The sequence below is a fragment of the Celeribacter halophilus genome (genome assembly GCF_900114135.1).
GTDB classification, from domain to species: Bacteria; Pseudomonadota; Alphaproteobacteria; order Rhodobacterales; family Rhodobacteraceae; genus Celeribacter; species Celeribacter halophilus.
Genome location: NZ_FORY01000005.1, coordinates 125,096 through 148,683, shown reverse-complemented (window position 1 = coordinate 148,683; position 23,588 = coordinate 125,096). Strand labels below are relative to the sequence as shown.

Here is a 23,588-nt window from a genome sequence, read left to right as displayed (position 1 = left end):
AATTTATACTCCTGCAAGGTAAGTCGTAGCCACGTCGAAGAGTGAGACAATGCAATTAAGAGCCCTGACCCCCGATGACGACCTCGCCATTTCAGTCCTCTTGGACAGCACCTTCGGAAATTCGGAGATGTTCCGGCTGGCTAAATGCCTCCGAGACGAGGATGCGGTTGCGATGGAGCGTGTCGCCTGTGAAGACGGGACGATAGTCGGCTATATCTGCTGTGCGCGTATGGTGGAGCCGGAGGATTGGTGGACCTTGTCGATCCTTGCCGTCTCACCCAGCTACCACAAACGCGGCATGGGGCGGGAATTGGTCACACGCGGCATGAACCATGCCAAGCGAGAAGGGGCCAAGGCGGTCGTCGTTGTGGGCGATCCCAACTATTTCTCGCGTGTCGGATTTTCCCAGTTGGCCGCGTCCAATCTTGAAACAACGGTCATGCCGGAGCATACCTTGCTCTATCCCATTGCGCCGGGGACTGGGATGTCGTCGCACAAGCTGGTGTATCCCGACGCCTATGCGACATTCATCGAGGAACAATCCTCTTCGTGAGGAGCGTGTGAGGTGGTTGCGGCTTATGCCGCGCCCGTGATTTTGTTGACGTGCCCCATTTTGCGACCGGGTTTCACATCAGCTTTGCCATAGAGGTGGATGGCGACAGAGCCGTCCTTGGCGAACTCCGGTATCCGCTCCACATCGTCACCAATCAGGTTCAGCATTTCGACATTTGAATGCCGTTTGCCGTCCCCCAAGGGCCAGCCGACCACAGCGCGGATGTGCTGCTCGAACTGGTCGATCACACAGCCGTTTTGCGTCCAGTGGCCGGAATTGTGCACGCGGGGCGCGATTTCGTTGACCACCAAACCGGCTGATGTGACGAAAAGCTCGACCCCCATAACCCCGACATAATCCAGTGCGTTCAATATCTTGGCGGCCAGAAGAACGGCATCGGTGCGTTGCGCAGGGCTGAGGCGGGCTGGGACGGTGGTGGTGTGCAAAATGCCGGATTTGTGCACGTTTTCCCCCGGGTCGAAACAGGAGATGTCTCCTGCCTGACCGCGTGCGGCAATGACTGATACCTCGTGGCTGAAATCCACGAAGCCTTCGAGAATAGCGGGGGCGCCTGCCATGTCCGCGAGCGCCTGATCTGCGTCGTCCGGTGCCATGATGCGGGCCTGTCCCTTGCCATCATAGCCGAAGCGGCGGGTCTTGAGGATCGCCGGTGCGTTGATCTCTGTCAGCGCGGCGTCCAGTTCCGCTGCGGTCTCGACCGCCGCGAAGGGAGCGACCTGAAGGCCCAGATCTGCAAGAAACGTCTTTTCTGTCACGCGATCCTGCGACACAGCCAGCGCGCGCCGGTTCGGGCGGATCGGCACGATGGATTCGATGAGATCAAGCGCCGAGGTCGGCACGTTTTCGAATTCATAGGTCACCACATCAACGCTTTCGGCAAAGGCGCGCAATGCGGCCTCGTCCTCATAGGCGGCGGTGGTTACACGCTCGGCCACATGGCCTGCGGGCGGGTTGGCCCCCGGCTCGAAAATATGGGTCTTGAACCCGAGGCGGGAGGCCGCGACAGAGAGCATCCGGCCAAGCTGACCGCCACCCAGAATACCAATGGTCGCACCGGAAGGGAGAATATCAGTCATCTGTCGGCTCATCCGGAATAGAGGCAGAAAGGGCTTCGCGCCATGCGTCAAGCCGTTCGGCAAGGGCCGGATCTGAGGTGGCAAGGATGCCTGCGGCCATCAAGCCGGCATTGGCCGCGCCCGCTTCGCCAATCGCCATCGTGGCGACGGGAAAGCCTTTGGGCATTTGCACAATGGAATAAAGACTGTCGACGCCGGAAAGCGCGCGGGTCTGGACCGGAACGCCGATTACCGGCACACGGGTCTTCGAGGACATCATCCCCGGAAGATGCGCGGCACCACCTGCGCCTGCGATGATGACCTTGAGCCCGCGTCCTGCGGCCTCCTTGCCATAGCTCCACAGCCGGTCCGGTGTGCGATGGGCGGAGACGATTTTCGCCTCATAGGCCACGCCCAGTTCATCCAGAATTTCTGCTGCGCGTTTCATGGTGGGCCAGTCCGACTGGCTGCCCATGATGATGCCGACCTCGACGTTCATATGGCCTATCTCCCGGGAAAATGTCGCTTTGCCGACTTATAGCCGATGCCCGGGGTTTCGCAATGTTTAGGCGATAATATCAGGGGTGATCTGGTCTTCTATGACCGCAATCCGGTCTTTGATGGCCAGTTTTTGTTTTTTCATCCGCTGCAAGCGCAACGCATCAAGATGCCCGGTCTCCTGCATCGCGTCGATCGCAGCATCAAGATCGCTGTGCTCGCGTTTGAGCATCTCCAGTTTGACCTTGAGCACTTCCAGGTGATTCATCCGGTTGGACACGTTCATCGCGTTGTCTCTATATGTTGTTTCGGCGACAGCTTCCTTCAGTTTAGCCCCAAATGCGCAAAACTCAAAGCGTTCTGAGAGGCTCTTGAAGCTTCGCGTCAAACTTCCCATATTTTCTACAGAAGGGTTGCCGCATTCGGGACCCGCGAAACAGGCACAGTCGCTTCTGAGAAAGGACGTGGTGATGACGAAAGTGAGCTTTGGGGCCCATCCGTTTCTGCTGGGCTTTGACCAGTTGGAGCGTTTGGTAGAGCGCACGGCGAAATCAGACGCCGGCGGCTATCCCCCATATAATATCGAGCAATCTTCCGCGAACGAATACCGGATCACTCTGGCCGTGGCTGGGTTTTCCGAAGCCGATCTCGCGATCACGCTTGAAGACCGTCAACTGGTCGTGCGTGGACGTCTACCCGAGGACTCAGAGGAGCGCGTGTTCCTGCATCGCGGTATTGCCGGACGGCAATTCCAGCGCTCTTTTGTGCTGGCCGACGGGGTCGAAGTACATGGCGCGTCCATGGAGAACGGGTTGCTGCATATCGACCTGACACGGGCGGAGCCGGAAACCGTCGTGCAAACCATTCAAATCAGGAAGGGATAAGTCATGAATACGCGTTATCCGAAAGCGCCCTTTTCAGACGATGCTCAAACGGTCAGAATCGCTTATGTGCGTCCCATCGCCGTGTCCGATCTGCCGAAAGAAGTGCAAGCACAGGCTGAAGGGCTTGAGAAAATCTACTCGCTCAACGATGCAGAAGGCACGCAACTGGCACTTGTGGCGAACCGGCCCTTGGCCTTTGCGCTCGCGCGCGAACACGATTTCGCGCCGGTGAACGTCCACTAGTATTTGCTTTCACAGCAGGCTCGTAACGCCGAGCCGGTTTGATCTGAGTGTCAGATGAGATGAAAAAGCCCCGAATTATCGGGGCTTTTTGCGTTTCGTTTACTCTTGTGCGGCCAGCCAGTGTTCCGCATCCAGCGCCGCCATACAGCCCATGCCCGCAGAGGTGACCGCTTGGCGATATTTGTGGTCGGTCAAATCGCCCGCCGCGAAAATGCCGGGGATGGAGGTTTCTGTCGTGCCCGGTTTGACGGAGACATAGCCGCCGTTGTGCATCTCCAGCTTGTCCTTGACCAATTCGTTGGCAGGGGCATGGCCGATGGCGATGAAAACACCTTTGGCAGGAATGTCGGTGATCTCGCCGGTTTTGACGTTTTTCGCCTTAACGCCGTTGACCCCTTTCATCGGGGCTTCGTCGCCGTAAACCTCAACCAGTTCGTGATCCCATAGCGGATGGATCTTTTCGTTTTTCATCAACCGATCGATCAGGATTTTCTCCGCCCGCAATTCGTTGCGACGGTGGATGAGCGTCACTTTGGAGGCGAAATTGGTGAGGAAAAGCGCTTCTTCAACGGCGGTATTCCCTCCGCCCACGACGACGATTTCCTGACCGCGATAGAAGAACCCGTCGCAGGTCGCACAGGCGGAGACGCCAAAGCCTTTGAACGCTTCTTCCGTTTCCAACCCGAGCCATTTCGCCCGCGCACCGGTTGCGAGGATCACCGCATCCGCCGTGTAGATCGTGCCGCTGTCGCCTTTGGCCACGAAAGGGCGGCTGTCGGTATCAAGCTCGACGATCAGGTCGGAGACAATCTCCGTGCCCATCGCTTCGGCATGATCCTGCATCTTCACCATCAACTCGGGGCCTTGAACCTCGGTGAAGCCGGGGAAGTTTTCAACCTCTGTGGTGGTGGTCAACTGTCCGCCCGGTTCCATGCCTTGCACGAGAATCGGGGATAGCATCGCGCGTGCTGCATAAATCCCCGCTGTGTAACCGGCCGGGCCAGAGCCGATGATGAGAACTTTCGTGTGTTTCGTGTCCGCCATGTCGGGACCTCATTCTTTACATGTTGTCTTTGCTGTTGACTTGGATATAGACAGCCGGCCCACGCATATCAAACCCTGACTGGCGCACAGCAGAGGTGAAAAAATGGGCAGGTATGCGCGGGCTGCGTAGAGAGTGCGCGGAATGCTCTTGAAACTTTCTTGCCAAAATGAGAAAGAATGTTGCGCGCAAGAGCCTATTTGCGCAGTTACATGGAATTTTACCGCTAACGGCTTCGGGAAAACAGATGCCTTCTCACAGACTTGATGAAATTGACCGCAAGATTCTCGCTGAATTGCAGGCGGACGGTCGGATGACCAATGTGGAACTGGCCAAGCGCGTGGGAATTTCCGCGCCGCCATGTTTGCGTCGTGTGCGGACTTTGGAAGAAAGCGGTTATATCAAGGGCTATCACGCTGTGGTTGATGCACGTGCGCTCGACTTCGAAGTGCAGGTCTTTGCCATGGTCGGATTGCAAAGTCAGGCCGAAACCGATCTGTCGAAATTCGAGGCGAAATGTCAGGAATGGCCACTTGTGCGCGAGTGTCACATGCTCAATGGCGAGGTGGATTTCATCCTCAAATGTGTGGCGCCAGACCTGTCGACCTTCCAGAGCTTTCTGACGGGGCAACTGCTCTCCACCGAGAATGTCGCGAGCGTTAAGACATCATTGGTCATTCGCGGCGCAAAGGATGAGCCGGGTGTGCCTTTTGATGTGCTTGAAGATCGTCTGACGCAGAGCGCCTGAGCCACTTCCATTATGCGAGAAACTGAAAACGGCCCGCCTTCTGGCGAGCCGTTTGTGTTTGGCCGGTGGAGGGACGTGTCGGCCGAGATGCGGTTTTAGCGGCGTGTGAGTTCGAGAACATCCGTGGGCGACAGGCGAAGTTGCGCCAGCGCCCCGAAATCCCCCAGCGTTTCGAGATGCGGGAACAGCGCCATAAAGCGCCCGCGCAAATCGCCATAGAGCTGTCCGGCGGCGGTGATGCCCGGATGGTAGCTTTCCAGTTCCACGCCGTTGACCCGCAACAGACTGTGGCGTGCAAGACCGATATGATAGCTGCGCACCGAGGAAGTCGGGGTGACTTCGATCACGGAATTTCCGTCCACAAGGCCGGAGACAGGGGCCAGAGCCTGTGACGTGCCATAGGTGGCTTTGAGTGCGTCGGAGCGCAACAGGTACCGCGCGCCTGTGCCGAGCATCAGGTCCGGCGCAGGGCGTCCCAGACCGAAACTGTCCGCCATGATCCGGTAGAGGCGCTCGGGCTTGGCATTTGCGGCGCGTGTGCCTTTCGGGTCCAGTGTCATGGAGCCGATCCATTCGACGCGCTGCACACCGTTGTCGATGGTTTCCACCTCGTCACCGGGCAAGAGGTCTTCAATCGCGACAGGGCCTTGGGGCGTAGGGAGCAAAGCGCCGCGCGCGAAAGCGTTGAACGCGGATTCAAACTGGGGCAGGGCGGGGGCGCTTATGGCGCTGTCACAAATGTCGCCGTTCTTCGCCAGCCAGAGCACATCATAGCGGCGCTGCGCATAGTTGGGCCGCTCGGCAAAACGGTTGCGGCGGACGGTCCATGCGGTTTGAGAGGGTTTCTCTTGCAGAACGCCCCTGTGCATCGGCTGTTTCAAACCGTTGGTGCGGGGCTGCGAACCGGAAAGGGGCTGCGACATAAATGGCCTCGTTACTGTGTCGGCCCCCACCGAATACAGTGGGTAAACGATCACAGAAAATGAGGTGAATTGTCAAAGCCTATATTGAATTATGGGTGGTTCTGGAACCAGTCCGCCATCTGATGTGTGCTTTGTTTCTCTACTGAGATGAAATCTGCCGCTCGGAAGGCGCTGTCCCTATGGCGCGCCCTGCCATCGCGGCAGGGGCGAATCGTCAGGCGACGGTGCGCAGTTGGACTGCGCCGGATTTCTTCGCGATGAACGCCGCGCGGCGGGCACCACGGGTCCACGGCATGTCCGTCTCGGTCTTCTTGGCTTCGGCGATCATGGATTTCATCCAGCGACGGTTTTTCATGGCGGTCCCCCTCGGACACTTGTTTCGATCTTGAGACCACTATGCCTTCCGGCTTCGGCGAAAGTGAGGCGTTCAGTGTGTGGGAATGGGGAGATTTCCGCGCCTCGCGGGATGAAATTTGTCCTTGTGGTCAAAATCGGTCAATGGCCAGAAAATTAAGGTTAATTCTAACTGTATCGCAATATCGCGCCGTGGCTTTGGAGAGATTTTCTGGCGAGATTGGGGCAGGTGCCCGCCCCAATGCTGCCTGAAATCAAATCTCCGGCCTGACGGGCTTACAGCCGGATCATAGAGATGAGTCGCCCGTAATCGGCCTCTTTGCGATGAACGGAGCGGCGGTAGGAATAGAAACGCGCGGGGTCCGAATAGGTGCAATGCCGTGTCCACTCGGCATGTCCGACGCCCGCTTGGCGCAAACGGTGCAGACCGAAAGCCGGAAGGTCGAACTGATAGCGGTCGCCCTCGCCATTGGCAAAGAAGCGGGCATTGTCGGGGCTGTCTGCCAGAAAATCGTCAAGGAATTCCGGCCCCACCTCATACGCGCGTTGCGAAATCGAGGGGCCGATGATCGCGGTGATATTCTCGCGGCTTGCGCCAAGGGCTTCCATCTCGTCGAGTGTGGCTTCCAGAATGCCGCCGATTGCGCCTTTCCATCCGGCATGTGCTGCACCGATCACACGGGCTTTTGCATCGGCAAAGAGCACCGGCTGGCAGTCGGCGGTCAGGATGACCAGAGCAAGATCGGGCTGATCCGTCACCAGAGCGTCGCATGTGGGCGGCGTGCTGTCTTGCGGACCGGTGACGCGCACAACATCGGCGGAATGGATTTGATGGGCGGAGCAGAGGTCTTTTGCCGAGAGGCCAAGCGCTTGCGCGGCGCGGGCGCGGTTGATTTTGACCACGTCGGCCTGATCGGACGATCCCAACCCGCAATTCAGCCCGTCAAATACGCCGGAGGAGGCGCCGCCTTTGCGGGTGAAAAAACCGTGTTGCACATCTTTCAGCGCGTCCGAAGTGATGATCTCTAGGCTCATGTGTTTGTTCCCGCGCTGAATTCTGGGTCAAATCCTGAAGGTATCAAGTGGGTGCTGGGGGCAATGGCCAGCGCTTTGAAAAGGGTTCCCATTTCTTCGGGCGAGGTCAACCGCTCAAATGCGCGGGCGTGGGTTTCAAGAGCCTTTCCGCTCAACTTTTTGGCGAGCGCCTCAGCGCGTTGGCTGATCCCGAGCCGCGCCAGAAGCATTCCCTGCGGGATCATCCGTGAGGCGGCGGCGTTTGCAGCGCGTGCCGCGTCGGCCAGTGCTTTGAAATCTACATGCGCGGTGAGGTCGGCCTGACCGGGGCGGGCCAGAGGATCAACCATCTGATGCGCTTCCAGCGCCTGAAACGTATCTCCCAGAGAGTGCCAGTCGCCATAGTCGATGAGAATGGCCGTCCCGCCATGGGCCGTAATGCGCTGCGACATCTCCGCGATGATCGGCGCGGCGGCGGGGCAGGTCTCGACCACGTCCCCCTCTTTGGTATCCGTCAGGCGTGAGGAGAGGTTTGAGAGCGGAGTGGGCGCGGACAGTCCGAGTGTGAGCTTGCCGTTTTTGAGCCCCACCTGCGTTTCTGCCCAGCCGTTTCCCTTGCGGGTGAATTGCCGGATCGGCAGCGCGTCGAAAAATTCGTTGGCGATCAGCCACAAAGGCGCGTCGGGCAGATCGGAGATGCTGTCACACCATGTTACCTCATAGTCTGAGAGCCTGTCATTTTGTTGTTTGCGCAACGTCGGAGAGGCCTCGATCAGATGCACCTGCATGGCGCGATGCAGTCCGGGGACGGCTTTGGTTGCACGCAGGATGTCGGCCATCAACGTCCCGCGTCCGGGGCCGAGTTCCGCCAGAACAAAGGGGGCAGGCGCACCTTGGTCCAGCCAGCTTTGCGCGAGGCAGAGGCCCAGAAGCTCTCCGAACATCTGGCTGATTTCCGGCGCGGTGGTGAAATCTCCCGCAGCCCCCAGAGGATCGCGCGTGGTGTAATAGCCGTGTTCGGGATGCAGCAGGCATTCGGCCATGTAATCGGCCAGCGAGATCGGGCCCGTCTGCGCAATCCGTCTGGCGAGAATATCCGCAAGTGCCGTCATCTGCGTTTGGCTCGCAGCATGAAAAACAGCCCGATCAGGATCATCGGCAGGGACAGGAGCTGCCCCATTTGCAGCCCGAGAATGACCGCGCCGCTCGGGTTGGCCTCGGTGATGAATTGCGCATCGGCCTGACGGAAGATTTCGACGACAAAGCGCGACACGCCGTAACCCGCAAAGAACAGCCCCATGATGAAACCGGGACGTTTGAGTGCACCGCCGAACCAGACCAGCGCGAGGATCAGGCTGCCGAGAAGCAGCCCCTCCATTCCCGCCTCATAGAGTTGGGAGGGATGACGCGCACACAAAGGTCCGACATTCTGGCAGGCTTGTGCCTCGATGCCGGGAAAGATCACCGCCCAAGGTCCGTCCCAAGGTTTGCCCCAAAGCTCGGCATTGACGAAGTTCGCAATCCGTCCGAGCAGTAGCCCCGTTGGTGTGGCCATCGCCAGCAGGTCGCCCAAAGACAAAAGCGGCTTGTGGTGTTTGCGCCCCCAGAGAAGGGCCGCGATTACGACGCCGAGAAACCCGCCGTGAAAGGCCATGCCGCCTTGCCAGACCATCGGAATTTCAATGGGGTGAGCGAGGTAATATGCAGGTTTGTAAAACAACACATAGCCGAGTCGCCCGCCGAAGATCACGCCGAGGATCAACCATGTGAGCAGGTCTTCGAACTCGGCTTTGTCCAGCGGTGGTGTGTTTTCACGCCAGAGACGTGTGGCCTTGAGCGCGCGCAGGATCAGGAACCATCCGATGAGGAAGCCGCCGATATAGGCCAGTGCATACCAGTGCAGGGCAAAGTGGATCGGCCCGAGGTTGATCTCGAAGATCACGGGCGAGAGGTCGGGGAAATTCAATACGGCAGGCATCTGTGTCAACATGGGCGCAACTGTCGTCAGAGAAGCAGGGAAGTCAACCTTGCGATTTGTCGCCGCGCGCCCCATATAGACCACAGATATTCACGAATGCGCCGCCGGAGGCAGACATGCAAACCCGCAACAAGATCCTTGACGACATTTCGCAGCTTATGACCAACGCCATGGGAGTGGCTCAAGGCGCCAAGGACGAGGCGGAAACTGCGGTGAAAAGCCTTATGGACCGCTGGCTGGCGGATCGGGACTTTGTCACACGCGAGGAATTCGATGCGGTGCGCGCTATGGCGCAAAAGGCACGCGAAGAGAACGAAGAGTTGAAAAAGCGTCTTGATCTTCTGGAGCGCAAGAAAAAGGCCTGATCTTCCGGATCATGCCCGACATGCTCAAAAGCTCCCCGCGGGGAGCTTTTTTATTGTCCACAGGGGGCTTTCAAGGCGGGGGAAAAGCCCGCAAACCTGTGGATCAAAGTCGATTAATGGGGATAACACGAATATTTCGCTTTACAGATTCAACGGTTTCGTCACACCATATCTAGTAAGGGAAGGCGAGATACACGCCGATCCTTGAGCAGGCACCAAGTTTTAGTGGCCGCCACCGTGACGTCACGCAGAGGATGTTGCAGGCACCACGAGACGCACAACAGATGAGGCCCGTGTATGTCGCTTATTGAGCAGAGCTTTTCTACCGAGATTCACCCGATTGATCTGTGTGAGCACCTGTGTGAACACAATGACTGGGAGTTCGACCGCGTTGCTGACGACCAGATCGCCATGGCGGTCGAGGGGCAATGGCGCACTTATTCGATCACTCTGGCGTGGTCCGACTATGACGAGACCCTGCGCCTGATCTGCACGTTCGAAATGGAGCCGCCGCAAGACAAGCTGCCGCAGATCTATGAGGTGCTCAACCGCGCCAATGACCAGATCTGGACCGGTGCCTTTACCTTCTGGCCGGAGCAACAGCTGATGGTTTATCGCTACGGCCTTGTTCTCTCCGGCGGGCAGGTGGCCGGTGCCGAGCAGGTGGACCATTTGATCGGGGCCGCAGTCGGTGCTGCAGAGCGTTTTTATCCTGCCTTCCAGCTGACCGCATGGTCCGATCAAAGCCCCGAAGAGGCGATGGATGTGGCGATTCGCGAGGCTTACGGTCGCGCCTGAGTGCTTTGCAGAAATGCAGGCGCTCCCTGCATTGCACCTGCACATATGATTGGTAAAGTGCCCTCTGACGCCCGCAGAGGGCATTTCCATTTCTATGAAAGGTGCAGATCATGGACGATCTCAAAACACGCGGGCTGGTGCTCTTGGGCTGTGGCAAAATGGGCTCTGCAATGCTCAAAGGCTGGCTCGATGGCGGCCTGCCGCCTGCGTCGGTCACTGTGCTCGATCCGCACCCTTCCGACTGGCTGAAATCAACAGGCGTGCACCTGAATGCCGATTTGCCGGAAAATCCGGCGATTGTGCTGCTCGCCGTGAAACCGCAGATGATGGGGGACGCATTGCCCGCGCTGCAAAAGCTTGGCAACGGGTCGACCGTGTTCCTCACCGTGGCTGCGGGAATAACCATTGCGACTTATGAAGAGATTCTGGGCGCAGAAACCCCGATTGTGCGCGCCATGCCCAACACACCAGCCGCCGTCGGGCGCGGGATCACGGGGATTGTGGGCAATGCCAAAGCCTCGAAGGTCGATGTCGACCTGGCCGAAAGCTTGTTGCAAGCCGTGGGGCTGGTGGTGCGCCTTGAGACGGAAGCGCAAATCCGTCCGCTCATGGCGATTTCCGGTTGTGGTCCGGCCTATGTGTTCCACCTGATCGAGGTAATGGCCGCCGCCGGTGAGAAAGCGGGTCTTCCTGCCGATATGGCTCTGCAACTTGCCAAGGCGACCGTGGCTGGCGCAGGGCATTTGGCGGAGGTTTCGGATGAAAGTCCGGCACAACTGCGCATCAATGTGACCTCGCCCGGTGGGGTGACCGCCGAGGCATTGCGTGTGTTGATGGATGAGGAAAACGGCTTTCCGGTTCTGATGGAACGCGCTGTTGAAGCCGCGATTGAACGTGACGAGGAATTGGCGAATGGCTGACGAGATCAGTTTTGACGACTTTCTGAAGGTTGATATTCGCGTGGGCACGATTGTCCGCGCGGAGCCTTATCCGGAAGCGCGGAAGCCTGCGATCAAACTCTGGATCGATTTCGGGGCGGAGATTGGCGAAAAGAAATCTTCCGCGCAAATCACCGTGCATTATACGCCGGAAACCTTGGTCGGGCAGCAGGTCATGGCCGTGGTGAATTTCCCGCCGCGTCAGATCGGGCGGTTTATGTCGGAGGTTCTGGTTCTGGGCTTTCCGGATCAGGACGGGGCTGTGGTTCTGGCGCAGCCGGGGCTGCCGGTGCCGGATGGCGGGCGGCTGCACTAACGCCTTTACAAAGAGCATGAGGCGCGGGCATTTCGTGCAACGCTTTCACGGATTGCGCGGTGCTGCGTCTGCGGCACGTCTTTCCAGATCGTCGCGCGCCCGCGCTTTCATTTTGCGTTAACCTTAAACTGATTAACCTTAATGCGATGTGAAAATGCGACGTGAAGAGGGGCGAGGTCCCGCCCGTCAGCATTGGCGTGATGCGGCCTATTCGCCCATCGCCTCACGCCAGTGTTTACGGCAGAGCGACACATAGCGCTCATTGCCGCCAATCGCGACCTGTGCGCCTTCGGTCAGAACCTCGCCTGTATCCGACATACGCACCACCATCGTCGCCTTTTTCCCGCAATGGCAAATCGTGCGCACTTCGCGCATCTCGTCGGCCAGCGCCAGAAGCGCCGCAGAGCCGGGGAAAAGATTGCCCTGAAAATCCACGCGCAGACCATAGGCCATCACCGGCACTTTCAGATCATCCACCACGCGGGCCAGTTGCCAGACCTGATCGCGGGTCAGAAACTGGGCCTCATCAATAAAGACACACGCCACCGGCCCCTGAGCGAGGCGGGCCTCGATTTTGGCAAACATATCCTCTTGCTCGTCAAAGGTATCAGCCTCGTCGCCAATGCCGATCCGGCTGGCGATCCTGCCCTCTCCCGCGCGATCATCCAGATTCGCGGTGATGAGATAGGTCTCCATCCCGCGTTCGCGGTAGTTGTATGAGGCCTGAAGCAACAGGGTGGATTTCCCCGCGTTCATGGTCGAGTATTGAAAATAGAGTTTTGCCATAAACCGCTCTGTGCCAGATTGTGCAGGTCGGGATCAAGCCGAGTTTGCCTCTGTCCTCACAGAGTTTTGAACTCAGGCCATATGACGTGGTGCATGCGGAAAACCGAATAGGGAAACTGACGGGTGGGAGGTTGAGAAAGAACTCGTAAACACGTCCGGCGTTTGCCGAAAGGCAAAGGGGATGAGGGTGCCGGGACAGACCTCAGAACCTGACTTCTCGTAAAAACTCTCCCACCCGATCCGGTGCTTTACAGCATCGAATACTCTCTAATGCCCGCAACAGCAGGTATATACTTGTATGTCATGCAAAAATCGGGAAATTAATGGGAAATGACGCTGGGAATTCCCCATGTGGGGAGCGTTGTAAGGGGTAAGGACACGCATCATGAATGCTGCAGGAAACTATTTGAAGAAACACACCGAGGCTTTGGTGAAGGATGTGGGGCTTGAGGCCGCCTGTGCTTTGACCGGAAAGTCCAAGGCGACTCTGGGCCGCTATTATTCCACCGCCGAAGAGCATTCCGACCGCTTTATGCCGGTTGATGCCGTGGCGCAGTTGGAGGCGGCTGCGGGCTATCCGCATGTGACATCCGCATTGGCCGAGCTGAAGGGAATTGCGCTGTCCTATGATGCGGCGCGCAATACGACTCCGAAACAAGGCGGCGTGAACACGGATGTTGTGGCCCTGTCCCAGCGTTTTGCCATGTTGATGGCGGAATATTCCGATGCGATTGAAGATGGTATCATCACGTTTAACGAAGCCAAACGCCTGCTGCGTGAGACTTTGGAGCTTCAGCAAGTCTTGATGAGCATGAAGCTGCATCTCGAACACGAAGCCACCTGACGCGTCTATACCTTTCTTGCAGATGTAGAAAAGGCGGCCTTGGGAGCCGCCTTTTTTGGTTTTATCCGCGCCGCTTTTGACGCTGCTGGTGCCCGCCAGCTTTGGGCGCTCCGGCACGACCGCCTTGTTTGGCGCCGCGCGGTTTGTTGCCTGAATTGGCACCACGCGGACCGCCGCCCCCGCCACCACCGCGGCGACGTCCGCCTTGGGGCTTGGGTTTCGGCTCGGCTTTCATCCCGTCAGCGGCCCACGAAGCAGGCGTTGCAATCGGAATGCGGATTTTCATCACTTTTTCAATCGCGCGGAAATCGTCCAGCTCGGTGGGCGAACAGAAGGCGATGGCTTTGCCATCCCGACCGGCACGCGCCGTCCGACCGATCCGGTGCACGAAATTCTCCGGCACATTCGGCAATTCGTAGTTATAAACGTGACGCACCGCCGGAATGTCGATCCCGCGCGCGGCCACATCAGTGGCGACCAGCACAGTGATCTTGCCCGATTTGGCTTCTTTCAAGGTGCGCTCGCGCTGGCCTTGGGATTTGTTGCCGTGGATGGACCCCGCTGCAAAACCTGCGGCTTGCAGCTGTTTCGACATCCGTTCGGCCCCGTGCTTGGTCCGCGAGAACACAAGCGCCAGCTCGTCTTTATGCGTGGCCAGCAACTCTTTGAGTTTGTCCAGTTTATCGGGTTGCGGGATGAAATGGACCTCTTGGTCAATCTTGTCCGCAGCTTTGCCCGGAGGGGAAACTTCGATCCGCACAGGCGAGGTCAGATAGCTTTGGGCAATCTCGCTCATCTGCTTCGACATGGTGGCCGAGAACAGCATGGTCTGACGTTCTTGCGCCAGCATCGGCACCAGTTTGCGCAGCGCATGGATAAAGCCCATGTCGAGCATCTGATCGGCCTCGTCGAGCACCAGAAAGGAGGTCTCGTTCAGGCGCACAGCCTTACGGTCGATCAGATCCATGAGGCGGCCCGGAGTGGCGACAAGAATATCCGTGCCACGGTCCAGACGGTTGATCTGTGCATTGATCGACACGCCGCCGACCACACGGTTGAGCTTGAGGTGCGACCCCTTGATGAAGGGGAACAGACCGTCGGCGATCTGGTTTACCAGTTCGCGTGTCGGTGCGAGAATCAGCGCCCGTACGGTCTTTGGCGACGGTTTCGTGCCATCGGTCAGTGCCATGTGCATGAGCGGAAGGCCGAATGCCAGCGTCTTGCCGGTGCCGGTCTGGGCCAGCCCCATCACGTCGCGACCGTTCATCACTTCGGGAATGGCGCGGGCCTGAATGGGGGTCGGGGTCTCGATGCCAATTTCTTTGAGCACGTCGAGAAGCTTCGGCTTGAGGCCGAGCATGGAAAAATCAGTCATATATGTCCTTTGGTGGGAAACCCACACGCTAGACGCGCCCTTGAAGGGCGCTTGGTTGGTCGCGGAAAAGGTCACCGGAGCGCGCCATATGCTTGCCCCGTCTTTCCGCCGGACCCCTTGCGTGATGTTGGGAACCTTTGGGCAATGCGCCCGATCATCGCCACCCGAAGCGTCATAACGCGGCTGCTCACGCGGCAGCATGGGGGTGAAGATATGTGTTAACTGGGGGAGGGCGGGGCAGAAGTCAAGAATTATCGCTGCATTGCAAAAGAAAACGCCCCGCGAATGGCGGGGCGTTCTGTTGGATTTCGGTAGATGAAGGGCTTTACACGTCTTGCAAGCTCAACACTTCGATCTCGCCTTCAAGCCGTGCCTTGATCGCCATAGCGGCGGCGTGGGAGGCGGCGGCGGTGGTGAAGTAGGGGATCTTGTCGTAGAGCGCGACAGAGCGGATTTCACGCGAGTCTTCAACGGCTTGGTTGCCCTCGGTCGTGTTCAGGACCAGCGCGATTTCACCGTTTTTCATCATGTCGACAATGTTCGGGCGGCCTTCGTAAACCTTGTTCACGATCTGGCTTTCGATGCCGTTTTCCTTGAGGAATTTGGCGGTGCCACGGGTCGCGACGATTTCAAAGCCAAGATCGACAAGCGTTTGCATCGCTTCGACCATTTTCGGTTTCTTGTCATAGTTTTTCACCGACAGGAACACCTTGCCCTCGGTCGGCAGGTCGGTGCCCGCGCCCATTTGTGCCTTCAGGAACGCCCGTGCAAAGGTCTTGTCGGAGCCCATGACCTCACCGGTCGAGCGCATTTCCGGCCCGAGGATCGTGTCTACACCGGGGAAGCGTGCGAAGGGCAGCACGGCTTCTTTCACCGCAAACCGGCCTGTGCCCTCAGGCGCGACCAGATCGAAGGCACCGAGTTTCTCACCGGCCATGACCCGCGCGGCGATGGAGGCGATCGGGCTGTTGACCGCTTTTGCAACGAAAGGAACGGTCCGCGAGGCGCGCGGGTTCACTTCGATGAGATAGATCACATCGTCTTTCACCGCGAATTGCACGTTCATCAGGCCGACGACGTTCAATTCGAGCGCCAGCGCGATGGTCTGACGTTTCAACTCTTCGATGATCTCGGGCTTGAGCGAGTAGGGCGGCAGGGAACAGGCGGAGTCGCCGGAGTGCACACCCGCTTCCTCGATGTGCTGCATGATGCCTGCGACATGGACGGTTTCGCCATCACAAAGCGCATCCACGTCGATCTCGGTTGCGCCGGAGAGGTAGTGGTCCAGCAAAACCGGACTGTCGCCGGAAACGACCACAGCCGAGGAGATGTAGCGTTTGAGCTGCTCCATATCGCGGACGATTTCCATTGCGCGACCGCCCAGAACATAGGACGGACGAATGACCAGCGGGAAGCCGATCCCCGCCGCGATCTCAATGGCTTCCGCATCGGTGGAGGCCAAGCCGTTGGTCGGTTGTTTCAAATCGAGCCGGTTGACGAGGTCTTGGAAACGCTCGCGGTCTTCGGCCAGATCAATCGCGTCGGGCGAGGTGCCAAGGATCGGAATGCCTTCGGCTTCCAGCGCATTGGCGAGTTTGAGCGGGGTCTGTCCGCCGAACTGGACGATCACACCGTGCAATGTGCCGTTGTCCTGTTCGACGCGCAGGATTTCCATGACGTGCTCAAAGGTCAGCGGCTCGAAATACAACCGGTCCGAGGTGTCGTAATCGGTGGATACGGTCTCGGGGTTGCAGTTGATCATGATGGTTTCGTAGCCCTGTTCGGTCAGGGAGAAACAGGCATGACAGCAGCAATAGTCGAACTCGATCCCTTGGCCGATCCGGTTGGGACCACCGCCCAGAATGACGACTTTCTTGCGATCCGAGGGCCGCGCTTCGCATTCCACCTCGCCCATCATCGGGGCTTCGTAGGTGGAATACATATAGGGAGTTTGCGCCTCGAACTCGGCGGCGCAGGTGTCGATGCGTTTGAACACGGCATTGACGCCAAGGTTGCGACGCGCGCGGCGCACGTTGGCTTCGTCGCGGCCTGTGAGCTTCGCCAGACGCGCATCGGTGAAGCCCATCATCTTGAGCTTGCGCAGACCTTCTTCGGTGACCGGAAGACCGTCGCGTTTGACTTCGGCCTCGGCCACAAGAATTTCGCGCACGCGGGCGAGGAACCACGGGTCAAAACTGTTGATGTCCTGAATTTCTTCATCGGTGAAGCCGAACCGCATGGCCTGTGCGATGACCCGCAGGCGGTCGGGCGTGGCCTTCGCCAGTTCGCGGGTGACGCTCTTGTCGATCTTTTGTTGTGCGGCCTCATCGGCCCCCAGAAGGATGCGGGGCAGGGTGGTGTCATTGCCATCCGCCTCGACGATCTCGGAGGCTTTCGGCATGTCCGGCAGGTCGATCTCGTCAAAGCCTGTGAGGCCCGATTCCATCGAAGCCAGTGCCTTTTGCATCGATTCGTGGAAGGTCCGGCCAATCGCCATGACCTCGCCCACGGATTTCATTGCGGTGGTCAGGTTCGGTTCGGAGCCGGGGAATTTCTCGAAAGCGAATTTCGGGATCTTGGTGACGACATAATCGATGGTCGGCTCAAACGAAGCGGGCGTCACCTTGGTGATGTCGTTGTCCAACTCGTCGAGCGTATAGCCCACGGCCAGTTTCGCGGCGATTTTCGCAATCGGGAAACCGGTGGCTTTGGACGCCAGCGCAGAGGAGCGCGACACGCGCGGGTTCATCTCGATCACAACCATACGGCCATCAGCGGGGTTCACCGCCCATTGCACGTTGGAGCCGCCCGTTTCCACGCCGATCTCGCGCAGCACGTTGATCGAGTGGGTCCGCATCAACTGGTATTCTTTGTCGGTGAGCGTGAGCGCCGGTGCCACAGTAACCGAGTCGCCGGTGTGCACGCCCATCGGATCGACGTTTTCGATAGAGCAGACGATGATGGCGTTGTCGGCAGTGTCGCGCACCACTTCCATCTCGTATTCTTTCCAGCCGAGAAGCGACTCATCCACGAGAATCTGCGCCATCGGGGAGGCTTCGAGACCGGAGCGACAGATTTTCTCGTAGTCATCACGGTTATAGGCCACGCCGCCGCCGGTGCCGCCCAAGGTGAACGCGGGGCGGATGATCGCGGGAAGGCCGATATGTTCAAGCGCCTCCATAGCGATTTTCATACCGGCAGAGATGTCGTAGCGACCATCTTCCTTTTTCGGAGCGGCGACGATGTCGGCCTTGGGGTTTTCGATGCCCAGACGGTCCATCGCCTCGCGGAAGAGCTTGCGATCTTCTGCCATTTCAATGGCTTCGCGCTTGGCGCCGATCAGTTCGACGTTGAATTTATCAAGCACGCCCATGTCGGCCAGAGCCAGCGAAGTGTTCAGACCCGTCTGGCCACCCATAGTCGGCAAAAGCGCGTCAGGGCGCTCTTTTTCGATGATCTTGGCAACAACCTCTGGTGTGATCGGTTCGATATAGGTCGCATCCGCCATGCCCGGATCGGTCATGATCGTCGCCGGATTGGAGTTCACCAGAATAACCCGGTATCCTTCCTCTTTCAGCGCTTTACAGGCCTGCGCCCCGGAGTAATCGAATTCACAGGCTTGCCCGATGATAATCGGCCCCGCACCAATGATCATGATGGAGGAAATATCGGTTCTCTTCGGCATGGCAGACCCCGGCAATGTTTGAGCAGCTTCGGCGCATCTCTAGCAAGGTGCGCGCAAATTGTCGTGGGTTATAGTCATGACTCGCGCAGGTGCAAGGGTGGAAATGGCAAAGACCTGCCGGAAATTGCCGCGTCCGATCTGTGGGCCGTTGCCGTCGGGATGGCCGCAGGATCAAGGCCGCGTCAAAGAGGGCGTCGCATGAGCCGGATATTCTGTGATATTGCCCGCAATTGCCTGCGCAATGCCCTGTCGGGGCCTGTCGTGGGGCTTACGGCCCTTGACTTTCCGCTCTGGGCCTAGTGTATCAGCCCGAGCGATATATAAGTCCGCCCACATCTCCAAAGGGACCCGATCATGCATGTCTACCGCAGCCATACCTGCGCCGAACTGAACCAATCCAATGTTGGCGACACTGTTCGCCTTTCCGGCTGGGTGCACCGCATCCGCGACCACGGCGGCATTCTTTTCGTCGATCTGCGCGATCACTATGGCATGACCCAAGTGCTGTGCGATCCGGATAGCCCTGTGTTTTCCGAGATGGAAAAGGTGCGCGCCGAGTGGTGTATCCGTATTGACGGGACCGTAAAGGCACGGGATCCGGAACTGGTGAACCCGAAACTGCCCACGGGCGAGATCGAAGTCTTTGTGCGTGATCTCGAAGTACTTGGGGCGGCTGCCGAATTGCCGCTCATGGTTTTTGGCGATCAGGAATATCCGGAAGAAACCCGTCTGAAATACCGTTACCTCGATCTGCGTCGCGATCAGATGCAGAAGAACATGGTGATGCGTTCCCAGGTCGTGCAGGACTTGCGCCAGCGCATGTGGGACCGTGGCTTCAACGAATTCCAGACGCCGATCATCACCGCATCCAGCCCTGAAGGCGCGCGCGACTTTCTGGTGCCCTCGCGTTTGCATCCGGGCAAGTTCTACGCCCTGCCGCAAGCGCCGCAGCAGTTCAAACAGCTGTTGATGGTTTCGGGCTTTGATAAATATTTTCAGGTTGCGCCCTGTTTCCGCGACGAAGACCCGCGTGCCGACCGTAGTCCGACGGATTTTTACCAGCTCGACATGGAAATGTCCTTTGTCACCCAGCAGGACATCTTTGATGTGATGGAGCCGGTGATTGCGGATATGTTCGACAGGTTCGGCAAGGGTCGCAAGTCCAACCGCGACTGGCCGCAAATCTCCTATAAGGATGCTGCGCTCTGGTATGGCACCGACAAGCCGGACCTCAGAAACCCGATCAAGATGCAGGACGTGTCCGAGCATTTCCGCGGGTCGGGCTTTGCGATCTTTGCCAAGCTTCTAGAGCAAGAGGGCAACGAAATCCGTGCCATTCCTGCGCCCAAAGGCGGTTCGCGCAAATTCTGTGACCGGATGAACAAGTTCGCCCAACAAGAGGGTCTGCCGGGGATGGGTTACATCTTCTGGCGCGATCAGGGCAACGGCATGGAAGCCGCCGGACCTCTGGCCAAGAACATCGGGCCGGAGCGCACGGAAGCGATCCGTCAGCAGCTCGGTCTGGAGGTCGGTGATGCGGCCTTCTTCCTTGGTGGCAAGCCGAAGTCCTTCGAACGTGTGGCTGGCAAGGCCCGCACCGTGATCTGGGAAGAAACCCCGAAAGCGCCGGAAGATGAGAACTGGCGCGACAAGTTCATGTTCGCATGGATCGTGGATTTCCCGATCTACGAACAGGACGAAGAGACCGGCGAGATCGACTTTGAGCACAACCCGTTCTCCATGCCGCAAGGCGGGATGGACGCGCTGGAAGGCGATCCGCTCAAGGTGCTTGGCTGGCAGTATGATCTGGCCTGTAACGGTTACGAGCTTGTCTCCGGCGCGATCCGGAACCACCAGCCGGAGATCATGTTCAAAGCCTTTGAACTGGCGGGCTATGGCAAGGACGAGGTCGAGAAACGCTTTGGCGGTATGGTCAACGCGTTCCAATACGGTGCCCCGCCGCACGGTGGTTGCGCCTTGGGGATCGACCGCGCGGTGATGATCCTCGCCGATCAGGACAACATCCGCGAAGTGATGCTCTTCCCGATGAACCAGCGTGCCGAAGACCTGATGATGGGTGCGCCTTCGGAACCGACCAACGAGCAGCTTCGGGAATTGAACCTGCGGGTTATTCCTCAGGAAGACTAAGGCCTTTCATCACAGCTTTCCAAAAGGCGCGGGGGAGACCCTGCGCCTTTTTGTATGCTCGGACGTTGACCGGAGCGCGCATGTCAGACGACTTTGTGTGGCTCGATCCGTGCCTGCACCAGCCCCGCAATATGGGCGACATTGGCTTCATAGGGGAGACCTTGTTGTCGATGGTCTGCCAGATCGTTGGCCGCGGTTTCCATTTCGGAATCTCCCGCCGTGCGGGCCACACCGGCGAGAAACTGCGCGATATAATCGAGAATACCGTCGCCGCGCTCGGTGCTCAGTAGGTCGGCAATATGAACGAAATCATCCTGCAGCGCGATGGGGTCGGGGTTGACCATATCGTCATTGACCACACGCAGCCCTTGTGGGCAGGCTCCGTCGGGCAGGCAGGACATGACGCGATGCTGGAACGCGGCCAAAGAGGAAATCGGTTTCTCGATAAACCCGTCTGCGCCTGCGGCGATGGAGAGCTCTTCCGCCCCGCTGTCGCCGGACATGCCCAGAACCACCTCGACACGAGGTCGCGCCGCCGCGAGTTCGCCAATCAACTCCGAACCTGACCCGTCAGGTAGCCCCAGATCGACGATCACCACATTGGGCCGATAGACCCGCAGGTGCTTTCGGGCCGCGTGGAGACTGTCAGCACGGCGGATGCGTGCGCCGGAGCGCAAACAGAGCAGGCGCATGGCTTCGGAGGCAAAACGGCTATCCTCAACCACCAGAACAGTCAGACCAAGCAACGGGCGTTCCGGCGTCGGGGATTTAGGTGTCAAAAGGGCTTCGAGACTATCGGTCATTCGTAAACTCCATCCAGTGCGATTCACAGTAAAGCGCATAAGTGGTGAAGGACTCGTTAACCCGGCGTGCCTTGCTTCCGTGTGAGCGTTAACTTGTCCCAGCTCTCTTGCGAGCCTTCGCGTCTCGGGCGATAAGCAGGGAGATTTTCATGGAGGAAGAGAATTATGATCGGTCGCCTGAACCATGTCGCCATTGCAGTGCCGGACCTCGAAGCCGCCAGCGCGCAATATGCCAATACGCTGGGCGCGAAAGTGAACCCGCCGCAGGACGAGCCGGATCATGGCGTGACGGTGGTGTTCATTGAACTGCCGAACACCAAGATCGAGCTTCTCTATCCGCTGGGAGAGAATTCCCCGATTCAGGGCTTTCTCGACAAAAATCCGGCAGGCGGCATTCATCACCTCTGCTACGAGGTGGACGACATTCTGGCTGCACGCGACAAGCTCAAGGCTGAAGGCGCACGGGTGCTTGGCACGGGAGAGCCCAAAATCGGCGCTCACGGCAAGCCGGTGCTGTTCCTGCATCCGAAGGATTTCAACGGTTGTCTGATCGAGCTGGAACAGGTCTGAGATGGCCATCACCTCAGCCATCGTGCTCTATGCGGTGACATGGTTCATGACCATGTTCATCGCCCTGCCTATCGGGTTAAAAACCCAAGGCGATATGGGCGAAAAAGTCGAGGGCACCCATGACGGGGCGCCCGCGAATTATAACCCGAGGCGCAAGGCGCTCTATGTCACCGTGGCCGCAACTGTGATCTGGGGCATTCTGGTGGCGATCATTTCCTCGGGCTGGATCACATGGCACGATCTCGACTGGACGGCGAAGTTGCCCTCTGTGGCGGACAGCTAACGCGCCGCCGATAAGGGGTCATAGCGCGGGCTGGCGAAGTTTGTCGCCTTCCAGCCGCATAAACATATGGGTGAATGTGGCCGCGCCCAGCACGGGGATCAACAGGTTCACCACGGGGATGGTGAGCGGAATAGCCATAAGTGCTCCCGCCAGCCAGATTTCCGGCATGTGACGTTTGCGGGCGGCTTTTGCCTCCTCGCGGCCAAGGCGACGCATGGCGACCATCTGGAAATATTCGCGGCCCAGAAGAAAGCCGTTCAAGGCCCAGAAAATCAGCGGCGCGGCGACGTTGAGCACCAGATACAGCACCAGAGCGATCACGTTGGCGACGATGATCACGCCGAGAAAACTCAGCGAGTCCACCACTATATCAACGATGCTCTGGCGCGGGACTTCGGGCAGGCCGGGGTAATGGCGGTCTTCGACAGCTTCGGACACCTCTTCGAGGAAAATCCCCGTAAAGGCGGAGGCGACCGGCACCATCAGGAAGACCGACAACCCGATCATCAGGAAGAAAGAGCCGATGGAAAGCGCGTTATCGATCCATGTGACCTGACCGATAAACGGCAGAGAGAAGGTGTCGGGGACAAAGGCCCCGATGATCCAGACAAAGGCGAGATAGATTGCGACCAAAAGCGCGATGGTCAGGCCGAGGCCTTTGAGAAGGACGGATTGGAACCGCTTGTCACTCAGTTGCACCAGCGCCTTGGAAAAATCTCCGAACATTATTCGGACACCCATTCGACGATCTGCTCAAGGTTGGGGCGCGGGCGCTCCGGCGGGGCGACGGTTTCTGTGCCGATATGGATGAAACCCGCGATGCTCTCATGGGGGGCAAGGCCTAGCCCGTCTTCACAGAAGGACCGGTCGTGGGAGGCCCAGCCGGAAAGCCAGTTTGCCCCCCAGCCCGCCGCCAAGGCCGCATTGAGAAGCGAGAGACAGACCGCACCGGCAGAATAAAGCTGTTCTCTATGGGGCACTTTTTCGCTGTCTTTCGGAGAGAACACCACCGCGACGGCCAGATCGGCATCCGCATATTGGCGATAGGCTTTCTCGACCTTGTCGGCGTCGATCCCGAGCTTGTCCGCCAAAGGTCTGATCCGTTCGGACAACCGCGTCAGCGCCGCTTTCTCCAGCACGATGAACCGCCACGGCTCCAGCTTGCCATGATCGGGCGTGCGCGCGGCTGCCGTGAGCAAAGTTGTCAGTTCCTGACGATCCGGCACAGGTGCGGCGAGCGTCTTGGCGGGGCGGGAGCGGCGGGTGAGGAGAAATTCGAGCGCGGCAGGGTTGGGAACAGGCATGTGCGACCTTTCATCTTCGGTTCCTGTTTCATGTCGTCATTTTTGCCGGTGAATTCAACC

The 23,588-nt window shown here is 58.6% G+C and carries 27 protein-coding genes; 12 read left to right on the top strand and 15 right to left on the bottom strand.

Annotation, left to right across the window (positions count from 1 at the left end):
- Positions 1–49 precede the first annotated feature (49 nt).
- Entirely contained in the window at positions 50–553 is a 504-nt protein-coding gene (locus BM152_RS06835; protein WP_066599630.1) for a GNAT family N-acetyltransferase, read from the top strand.
- 23 nt (positions 554–576) lie between these two features.
- Here the strand turns inward: BM152_RS06835 and BM152_RS06830 are convergent, their stop codons facing one another.
- The 3 genes from BM152_RS06830 to BM152_RS06820 form a co-directional block, all read right to left on the bottom strand.
- Positions 577–1,650 carry a 5-(carboxyamino)imidazole ribonucleotide synthase gene (locus BM152_RS06830; protein WP_066599628.1) on the bottom strand — a complete coding sequence of 358 codons (1,074 nt, stop codon included), beginning with the start codon at positions 1,648–1,650 and terminating at the stop codon, positions 577–579.
- The gene (purE, locus tag BM152_RS06825) at positions 1,643–2,128 is read right to left on the bottom strand and encodes a 5-(carboxyamino)imidazole ribonucleotide mutase (RefSeq protein WP_066599627.1); all 486 of its coding nucleotides are present in this window, start codon (positions 2,126–2,128) and stop codon (positions 1,643–1,645) included. Before purE ends, BM152_RS06830 begins: the two co-directional genes overlap by 8 nt.
- Positions 2,129–2,194: 66 nt before the next feature.
- The gene (locus BM152_RS06820) at positions 2,195–2,413 is read right to left on the bottom strand and encodes a YdcH family protein (protein ID WP_066599624.1); all 219 of its coding nucleotides are present in this window, start codon (positions 2,411–2,413) and stop codon (positions 2,195–2,197) included.
- Between the two features lie 184 nt (positions 2,414–2,597).
- Between BM152_RS06820 and BM152_RS06815 the strand changes: the two genes are divergently transcribed.
- Positions 2,598–3,011: an Hsp20 family protein gene (locus BM152_RS06815; protein ID WP_066599622.1), complete on the top strand. Its 414-nt coding sequence runs from the start codon at positions 2,598–2,600 to the stop codon at positions 3,009–3,011.
- A gap of 3 nt (positions 3,012–3,014) precedes the next feature.
- Positions 3,015–3,254 carry a DUF1150 family protein gene (locus BM152_RS06810; protein WP_066599620.1) on the top strand — a complete coding sequence of 80 codons (240 nt, stop codon included), beginning with the start codon at positions 3,015–3,017 and terminating at the stop codon, positions 3,252–3,254.
- A 99-nt stretch (positions 3,255–3,353) separates the two neighbouring features.
- Here BM152_RS06810 and trxB read toward each other — a convergent pair whose 3' ends face one another.
- Positions 3,354–4,298: a thioredoxin-disulfide reductase gene (trxB, locus tag BM152_RS06805; protein ID WP_066599615.1), complete on the bottom strand. Its 945-nt coding sequence runs from the start codon at positions 4,296–4,298 to the stop codon at positions 3,354–3,356.
- Between the two features lie 245 nt (positions 4,299–4,543).
- Between trxB and BM152_RS06800 the strand changes: the two genes are divergently transcribed.
- Complete coding sequence (locus tag BM152_RS06800) at positions 4,544–5,044, top strand: Lrp/AsnC family transcriptional regulator (protein ID WP_066599612.1); 501 nt, start codon at positions 4,544–4,546, stop codon at positions 5,042–5,044.
- 95 nt (positions 5,045–5,139) lie between these two features.
- Here BM152_RS06800 and BM152_RS06795 read toward each other — a convergent pair whose 3' ends face one another.
- The 5 genes from BM152_RS06795 to lgt all read right to left on the bottom strand — a co-directional run bounded on the left by BM152_RS06795 (position 5,140) and on the right by lgt (position 9,313).
- Positions 5,140–5,967: a Hint domain-containing protein gene (locus BM152_RS06795; RefSeq protein ID WP_066599606.1), complete on the bottom strand. Its 828-nt coding sequence runs from the start codon at positions 5,965–5,967 to the stop codon at positions 5,140–5,142.
- Positions 5,968–6,181: 214 nt separating this feature from the next.
- Complete coding sequence (locus tag BM152_RS19240) at positions 6,182–6,322, bottom strand: hypothetical protein (protein ID WP_170125650.1); 141 nt, start codon at positions 6,320–6,322, stop codon at positions 6,182–6,184.
- A 275-nt stretch (positions 6,323–6,597) separates the two neighbouring features.
- Positions 6,598–7,356, bottom strand: coding sequence for a peptidoglycan editing factor PgeF (gene pgeF / locus BM152_RS06790; RefSeq protein WP_066599602.1), 759 nt, complete (start codon positions 7,354–7,356; stop codon positions 6,598–6,600).
- Complete coding sequence (locus tag BM152_RS06785; RefSeq protein ID WP_066599600.1) at positions 7,353–8,447, bottom strand: class I SAM-dependent methyltransferase; 1,095 nt, start codon at positions 8,445–8,447, stop codon at positions 7,353–7,355. Before BM152_RS06785 ends, pgeF begins: the two co-directional genes overlap by 4 nt.
- Positions 8,444–9,313 (bottom strand): prolipoprotein diacylglyceryl transferase, encoded by an 870-nt coding sequence (lgt, locus tag BM152_RS06780; protein WP_066599741.1) that lies wholly within the window; start codon positions 9,311–9,313, stop codon positions 8,444–8,446. The genes BM152_RS06785 and lgt overlap by 4 nt, the downstream gene beginning before the upstream one ends.
- A gap of 116 nt (positions 9,314–9,429) precedes the next feature.
- Here lgt and BM152_RS06775 point away from each other — a divergent pair, with 116 nt between their 5' ends.
- From BM152_RS06775 to BM152_RS06760, 4 genes are all read left to right on the top strand, one after another.
- Positions 9,430–9,678 carry an accessory factor UbiK family protein gene (locus tag BM152_RS06775; RefSeq protein ID WP_066599597.1) on the top strand — a complete coding sequence of 83 codons (249 nt, stop codon included), beginning with the start codon at positions 9,430–9,432 and terminating at the stop codon, positions 9,676–9,678.
- A 297-nt stretch (positions 9,679–9,975) separates the two neighbouring features.
- A complete protein-coding gene (locus BM152_RS06770; RefSeq protein ID WP_066599594.1) occupies positions 9,976–10,476 on the top strand; it encodes a type III secretion system chaperone family protein in 501 nt (166 codons plus the stop codon).
- Positions 10,477–10,586: 110 nt separating this feature from the next.
- Positions 10,587–11,396 carry a pyrroline-5-carboxylate reductase gene (proC, locus tag BM152_RS06765; protein WP_066599592.1) on the top strand — a complete coding sequence of 270 codons (810 nt, stop codon included), beginning with the start codon at positions 10,587–10,589 and terminating at the stop codon, positions 11,394–11,396.
- On the top strand, positions 11,389–11,730 hold the full coding sequence (locus tag BM152_RS06760; protein ID WP_066599588.1) for a tRNA-binding protein: 342 nt from the start codon (positions 11,389–11,391) through the stop codon (positions 11,728–11,730). The genes proC and BM152_RS06760 overlap by 8 nt, the downstream gene beginning before the upstream one ends.
- A gap of 207 nt (positions 11,731–11,937) precedes the next feature.
- Here BM152_RS06760 and BM152_RS06755 read toward each other — a convergent pair whose 3' ends face one another.
- Positions 11,938–12,516, bottom strand: coding sequence for a thymidine kinase (locus BM152_RS06755; protein ID WP_066599585.1), 579 nt, complete (start codon positions 12,514–12,516; stop codon positions 11,938–11,940).
- Positions 12,517–12,901: 385 nt separating this feature from the next.
- Between BM152_RS06755 and BM152_RS06750 the strand changes: the two genes are divergently transcribed.
- A complete protein-coding gene (locus tag BM152_RS06750; protein ID WP_066599582.1) occupies positions 12,902–13,360 on the top strand; it encodes a hypothetical protein in 459 nt (152 codons plus the stop codon).
- A gap of 61 nt (positions 13,361–13,421) precedes the next feature.
- Here BM152_RS06750 and BM152_RS06745 read toward each other — a convergent pair whose 3' ends face one another.
- Entirely contained in the window at positions 13,422–14,735 is a 1,314-nt protein-coding gene (locus BM152_RS06745) for a DEAD/DEAH box helicase (protein WP_066599580.1), read from the bottom strand.
- Positions 14,736–15,060: 325 nt separating this feature from the next.
- Positions 15,061–18,420, bottom strand: coding sequence for a carbamoyl-phosphate synthase large subunit (gene carB, locus BM152_RS06740; RefSeq protein WP_066599577.1), 3,360 nt, complete (start codon positions 18,418–18,420; stop codon positions 15,061–15,063).
- 354 nt (positions 18,421–18,774) lie between these two features.
- Between carB and aspS the strand changes: the two genes are divergently transcribed.
- Complete coding sequence (aspS, locus tag BM152_RS06735; protein ID WP_066599571.1) at positions 18,775–20,568, top strand: aspartate--tRNA ligase; 1,794 nt, start codon at positions 18,775–18,777, stop codon at positions 20,566–20,568.
- Positions 20,569–20,651: 83 nt separating this feature from the next.
- On the opposite strand, the gene BM152_RS06730 is transcribed toward aspS, so the two are convergent.
- Positions 20,652–21,371, bottom strand: a complete 720-nt coding sequence (locus BM152_RS06730) for a response regulator (protein WP_066599569.1) — start codon at positions 21,369–21,371, stop codon at positions 20,652–20,654.
- A 165-nt stretch (positions 21,372–21,536) separates the two neighbouring features.
- Here BM152_RS06730 and mce point away from each other — a divergent pair, with 165 nt between their 5' ends.
- Together mce and BM152_RS06720 are read left to right on the top strand one after the other, a co-directional pair.
- Positions 21,537–21,941, top strand: a complete 405-nt coding sequence (gene mce / locus BM152_RS06725; RefSeq protein ID WP_066599566.1) for a methylmalonyl-CoA epimerase — start codon at positions 21,537–21,539, stop codon at positions 21,939–21,941.
- A gap of 1 nt (position 21,942) precedes the next feature.
- Positions 21,943–22,224 carry a DUF1467 family protein gene (locus tag BM152_RS06720; RefSeq protein WP_066599563.1) on the top strand — a complete coding sequence of 94 codons (282 nt, stop codon included), beginning with the start codon at positions 21,943–21,945 and terminating at the stop codon, positions 22,222–22,224.
- 18 nt (positions 22,225–22,242) lie between these two features.
- Here the strand turns inward: BM152_RS06720 and BM152_RS06715 are convergent, their stop codons facing one another.
- Together BM152_RS06715 and BM152_RS06710 are read right to left on the bottom strand one after the other, a co-directional pair.
- Positions 22,243–22,965 carry an EI24 domain-containing protein gene (locus BM152_RS06715; protein WP_231730466.1) on the bottom strand — a complete coding sequence of 241 codons (723 nt, stop codon included), beginning with the start codon at positions 22,963–22,965 and terminating at the stop codon, positions 22,243–22,245.
- The gene (locus tag BM152_RS06710) at positions 22,950–23,528 is read right to left on the bottom strand and encodes a nitroreductase family protein (RefSeq protein ID WP_066599560.1); all 579 of its coding nucleotides are present in this window, start codon (positions 23,526–23,528) and stop codon (positions 22,950–22,952) included. The genes BM152_RS06715 and BM152_RS06710 overlap by 16 nt, the downstream gene beginning before the upstream one ends.
- Positions 23,529–23,588 lie beyond the last annotated feature (60 nt).